Consider the following 4,819-nt stretch of genomic DNA (forward strand, 5'->3'; position numbering starts at 1 on the left):
CCCCCCCCCCGCTCCGGCTACCGGCCTTCGAAGTTGCGGCGCGCGATGTCTTCGGGGAGCGTGGTCTCCCAGCGCTCGCCGTATCCCGGCCCGTACGAGACCCGGTCCCCGCGCGGGGCGCCGCCGAAGCCGCCGCGGCCCCGGCCGCCCTGCCCGCCTCCCGGCCGCCCCATGCCGCCGGAGGGTCCGCCCTGCATCCGGCCGCGCATGCTCGTGCCGCGGTAGCCGTAGTCCTCTCCGCCGCCGAACTCGGGGTTGAAGTCTCCCTGGTTCGTCATGAAGTCCCGGCGGAAGTACGTGTCGTACGCCGGACCGCGCCCGCGGAAGGCGCCCTGGCGGCCCATGCCGCCGCGCTGCCCGCCCTCCCCGCCCCTGCCTCCGTAGCCGCCCCGGTCGGGTCCGCCGCCCCCGAAGGCGCGGCGCACACCCCGCCTCAGGGTGTTCCACCCTTCGCGGAGCTGGTCTCCCAGGTCGCGGTCGTCGCCGTACCCGCCGCCGCGGGGGTAGGAGCCGCCTCGGTCGTAGCCGCCGCCGTACGGGCTCCCGCCGTAGCCGCCCCGGCCGCCTCCGCCGGCGGAATACCCGCGGTTGCCGAAGCTGCCGTAGTCCGTGCCGTAGCGTGCCATGCGTCCCTCCTGACGATAAAGATTCGGTCCCCTTCCGATGCCCGCCCCCGGGGAGCGGGAGGGGGAAGCCGCCGCAAGTTGTACGCCGGTGGAGGGCGCTGCGGGGCACCCGTCGACGGGCTGGCATCGTTCCCGCATGGATCCGCAGCCGGCCTCGACGCCGTATACCGGTGCGGAGGGGCCATGCGCCCGGCGACCAGCGGAGAGCGAGTCCATGAACCGAGTCCACGTCGTGCTTTCGTTGCTGCTGCTGGCCGGGACGGGGCCCCTGGCGGCGCAGTCCCTTCTCCCGGTCCCGGTGTCCGTGGAGGTCCGGGCCGGCGTGGGGATCCCGACCGGAGAGTTCAGCGAGGACGACCCGGGGGTCGGGGCGGAGGGCGGCCCGGCGTTCGGGGCCTTGCTCGCCGTTCACGTCACCTCCCGCCTCGCCCTGGTCGGAGGGTACAGCCAGGCCCGGTTCGACTGTCCCCGCTGCGCGCAGCGGGGCCTGGAGGGCACGGTCGTGGACCAGGGTGGAGACTTCGCCCTCCAGGTGACGCCCGCGCGGATCGGCGGGCTCGCGCCCTGGATCCGCGCGGGAGGGCTGCTCCACCAGCTCACCTTCACCGGGACGGACGGAGAGCTCTCCTCCGACCCGGCCCTGGGCCTCCAGGTCGGGGGCGGCGTGGGCCTCGCGCTCCCGGGTGCGCTGCGGCTCACCCCGGGGGTCCACTATCGCACCTACGCGGCCGAGCTGGACCTGGGCGAGCTGGGGAACGAATCGGTCCGGGTCTCCCACGTTCTCCTGGACGTGGGGCTGTCGTATCGCTTCTGAGTCACCATCCCGAGGAGGGCCACATGCGGTTCCCGGTATTCTGTATGCTTCTTGCGGGGGTCCTGGCGGGCTGCAGCGACGGGCCGGCCTCGCCCCGGGTGCAGACCGCGGTGGCGGGCCTCTTCCGGCCGGGCGCCCAGCTGCAGGTGGGCGAGGTGCTGACGGTCACGGGCGGGGAGGCCCAGGCCATCTCCCTGGAGGGAGGGGTGGACGGCTCCGAGTACGTGCTGATCCCCTTCAACGCTTCGGATTCGAGCGCCAAGAGCCTGGTGATCGAGATCACGGGGGGGAACGTCCGCGCCTCGGTGGGTGCGGCGAGCGCCGCCGCGTGGAGCGCCGCAGCGGCGCTCGCCGGGCTGCGCGGGCCGGAGCCGGACTGGGCATTCCACCAGCGCCTGCGCGAGCGGGAGATCCGCGAGCTCACCCCCCTCATCCCCGCCGCCCGGGAGATCCGCGCACGGGGGGCGCACCCCTCCCTCCAGAGGTCGCGGGTGGTCCCGCGCGTGGGGGACACGCTGAACCTGAACGCATCGCGGGATGCCTGCCGGAATCCCGACATCCGCAGGGCACGCGTCGCCGCGGTCACGGAGCGCGCCATCGTGGCGGAGGACATCGCCAACCCGTCCGGCGGCTTCAGCCCCGCTGAGTTCCGCTCGGTCGGCGTGACCTTCGACACGCTGATCTACCCGGTGGACACCCAGAACTTCGGCGTCCCCACCGACATCGACGACAACCAGCGGGTGATCATCCTGTACACCCGCGTGGTGAACGAGCTGACCGAGCCGAACTCCGAGTCGTTCGTGGGCGGCTTCTTCTTCGGCCGCGACCTGTTTCCACGGCAGTCGTGCGCCACCAGCAACGTGGGCGAGATCTTCTACATGCTCGCCCCGGATCCGACCGGCGCGGTGAACGGGAACGTGAGGACGCGGGAGTTCGTCCTGCGGCGCACCCTGGCCACGGTGGCGCACGAGTTCCAGCACCTGATCAACGCGTCCCGCCGGCTGCACGTCAACAACGCGCCCCGCTTCGAGGAGGTCTGGCTGAACGAGGGGCTGAGCCACATCGCCGAGGAGCTGCAGTTCTACGCCATCACCCCGCTGGAGCCGCGGCAGAACATCGACGAGACGGCGCTCCGCGCCTCGGCGCAGATCGTGGAGGCGTTCAACACCTACCAGATCTCCAACTTCGGACGGTACAGCAGCTACCTCAAGAACCCCGACGAGGAGTCGCTGCTGGGGATCGACAACATCCCCACCCGCGGGGCCACCTGGGCCTTCCTGCGCTACACCGCGGACCACGAGCCAGGGCCGGACCAGGAGTTCTTCTTCAAGCTGGTCAACTCGGGCACCTCCGGGGTGCAGAACCTCTCCGCGGTTCTGGGCACGAACGCCATCGACTTCATGCAGACGTGGACCGTGTCGGTGTTCACGGACGACGTCCCTCGCGTCATCGGCCCGCGCTTCCAGCAGCCGAGCTGGAACTTCCGCTCCATCGTTCCCCTGCTGAACGACGGGCGCTTCCCGCTGGAGATCATCCCCCTGACGGACACGCAGACGACCCTGACGCTGAAGGGAGGGGGGGCCGCGTTCCTCCGGTTCGGGATCGCCCCCGGGCAGCGTGCGGAGCTCAGGGTGCTCTCGGGAGGAGCGATCCCGCCGGAGCGGCTCCGGGTCTCGGTGGTCCGCTTCCGGTGAGAGGCGGTGCGGCTCCGCGCGCGAGGGCGCGCGGAGCCGCCGCGCCGAACCGTCAGACCGCCCGGGCCGCCACGCTGAAGCGGGATCGGCGCGCCGCCGCCTCGCCGTCCACCAGGGCCTTGATCAGCGCCACGTCGGCCATCATCGAGGGGATGAACTCCCGCCGGAAGGCACGGAGCAGGTCCGAGACCTCCGGAGTCCGCTCCGCGCCGCGGACCTCGCCGACGACGGGCAGGCTCCGGACCGCCTCCGTGGCGAGCCGCGCCAGCGCATCCGTGCGCTCGCGGTAGCCGGTCGAGCCCACCACTGGCTCGATCCGGGTCCACGCCGCCTCCAGGAAGTCGGGCCAGTTCCCCAGCACCCGGTAGTAGGAGGAGACCAGCGGGTGCCCGTGCGCGCGCTTCTCCCGCTCCAGCAGCCGGCGGACCCGCTCGGGAGCGTCCTCCGAGCTCACCATGGGCGCCTTGTCCGTACCCTCCGCGATTCCCACGGGGATCTCCGACCGGTCACCCCCGCCCCCGCCCCATGCCCCCTCGTCCCACGCGGTGGCGATCAGCAGCAGCTTGGGGAGCACGTAGTGGATGGTGTCGTTGAAGGCCCGGATCTTCTCCAGCGGCCCCGTGTCCTCCCACTCCACACCCGAGCCGTCCGGCACCGGCTCCAGCAGCGCCTCCGCGCGGATCTCGTCCGCCGCGCGCTCGAAGGCCCGGGTCCGCAGCACGGGCGAGAGCTGCTCCCACGCGGGAACCAGGTAGTCCGGATCGTTCGCGAGGGTCCGGAAGATCAGGTTCACGAACGGGACGCGCAGCGTCCGCTGGACGTCCTGGTAGACCGGACGGATCCGTTCGTCCGCCTGGTCCGGCATCACCTCCGGCCGCTCGGCCGCGAGCCTCATTCCGCGGGCGGCCTGGTCGTTCTCCGTCATGCGTCACTCTCCCGTGTTCCATTCGCGACCTCCAGCCTCGCTTCCGGCTCCAGCAGGTCCACGCGGCGGAGGGCTTCGCGCATCAGGACGGCGGCCTCGCCGCCGCGCCCGAGCGCCTGGAGGATCCGGGCGCGGCGGTACTGCATCGTCGGGCTGGGGGCGCCCCAGCGCGACGCCGAATCCGACGCGGCGAGCGCCTCGTGCAGCTCCCCGCGCCGGAACCGCACCCAGCTCAGCACGTCGTAGCTCTCCACCGAGGGCCGGCGCCCGGCGTCCCGCAGCGCGACCCCGAGCGCCTCGTCCCGCGTGGAGGGCCGGGCCGCGTAGACGAGGGCGAGCGGGTGCGCATGCAGCGCCTCCGCCTGCGGACGGGCGGCCACGCGCAGGAACGCCTGCTCGCAGGCCGCCGCGGCGGAGGGATCCCCCAGGGCGCGGTGCACCTCCGCCAGGCGGAGGTAGAGGTCGGGGTGCGCATCGGTCGCGATCGAGCGGTAGAGGCGCGCGGCCTCCTTCCAGTCCGCGTCGGCGTGGGCCAGGTCGGCGAGCCCCTCCATCGCGCCGCGGTATCCCGGCTGTACGCGGAGCGCCTCGCGGAGCACCGCGCGTGCCGCATCGGCGCCCCGGCGCTCCCGCTGCAGCCGCGCCAGCTCCGTCAGGCACCAGGCGATCCGCTGGGCCCGCAGCGAGCTCTCCCGGAACTGCTCGCAGGTGCGGGCCAGCGTCGCATAGGCGCCGTCCACCTCGCCGTGCGCGGCCAGCC

At 73.1% G+C, this 4,819-nt stretch carries 5 protein-coding genes; 2 read left to right on the forward strand and 3 right to left on the reverse strand.

Annotated features, from left to right (window positions below):
- Positions 1-17: 17 nt before the first annotated feature.
- On the reverse strand, positions 18-626 hold the full coding sequence (locus tag VGR37_24625) for a hypothetical protein (GenBank protein ID HEV2150606.1): 609 nt from the start codon (positions 624-626) through the stop codon (positions 18-20).
- Positions 627-840: 214 nt separating this feature from the next.
- Between VGR37_24625 and VGR37_24630 the strand changes: the two genes are divergently transcribed.
- Complete coding sequence (locus VGR37_24630) at positions 841-1,440, forward strand: hypothetical protein (protein ID HEV2150607.1); 600 nt, start codon at positions 841-843, stop codon at positions 1,438-1,440.
- Positions 1,441-1,463: 23 nt separating this feature from the next.
- Positions 1,464-3,134 carry a hypothetical protein gene (locus VGR37_24635; protein HEV2150608.1) on the forward strand — a complete coding sequence of 557 codons (1,671 nt, stop codon included), beginning with the start codon at positions 1,464-1,466 and terminating at the stop codon, positions 3,132-3,134.
- Between the two features lie 52 nt (positions 3,135-3,186).
- Here the strand turns inward: VGR37_24635 and VGR37_24640 are convergent, their stop codons facing one another.
- Both VGR37_24640 and VGR37_24645 read right to left on the reverse strand, forming a co-directional pair.
- Positions 3,187-4,059: a halocarboxylic acid dehydrogenase DehI family protein gene (locus VGR37_24640; GenBank protein HEV2150609.1), complete on the reverse strand. Its 873-nt coding sequence runs from the start codon at positions 4,057-4,059 to the stop codon at positions 3,187-3,189.
- A partial coding sequence (locus VGR37_24645) for a hypothetical protein (protein ID HEV2150610.1) occupies positions 4,056-4,819 on the reverse strand: 764 nt, incomplete at its 5' end. The genes VGR37_24645 and VGR37_24640, both read right to left, overlap by 4 nt.

The organism is Longimicrobiaceae bacterium (genome assembly GCA_035936415.1).
GTDB lineage: Bacteria > Gemmatimonadota > Gemmatimonadetes > Longimicrobiales > Longimicrobiaceae > JAFAYN01.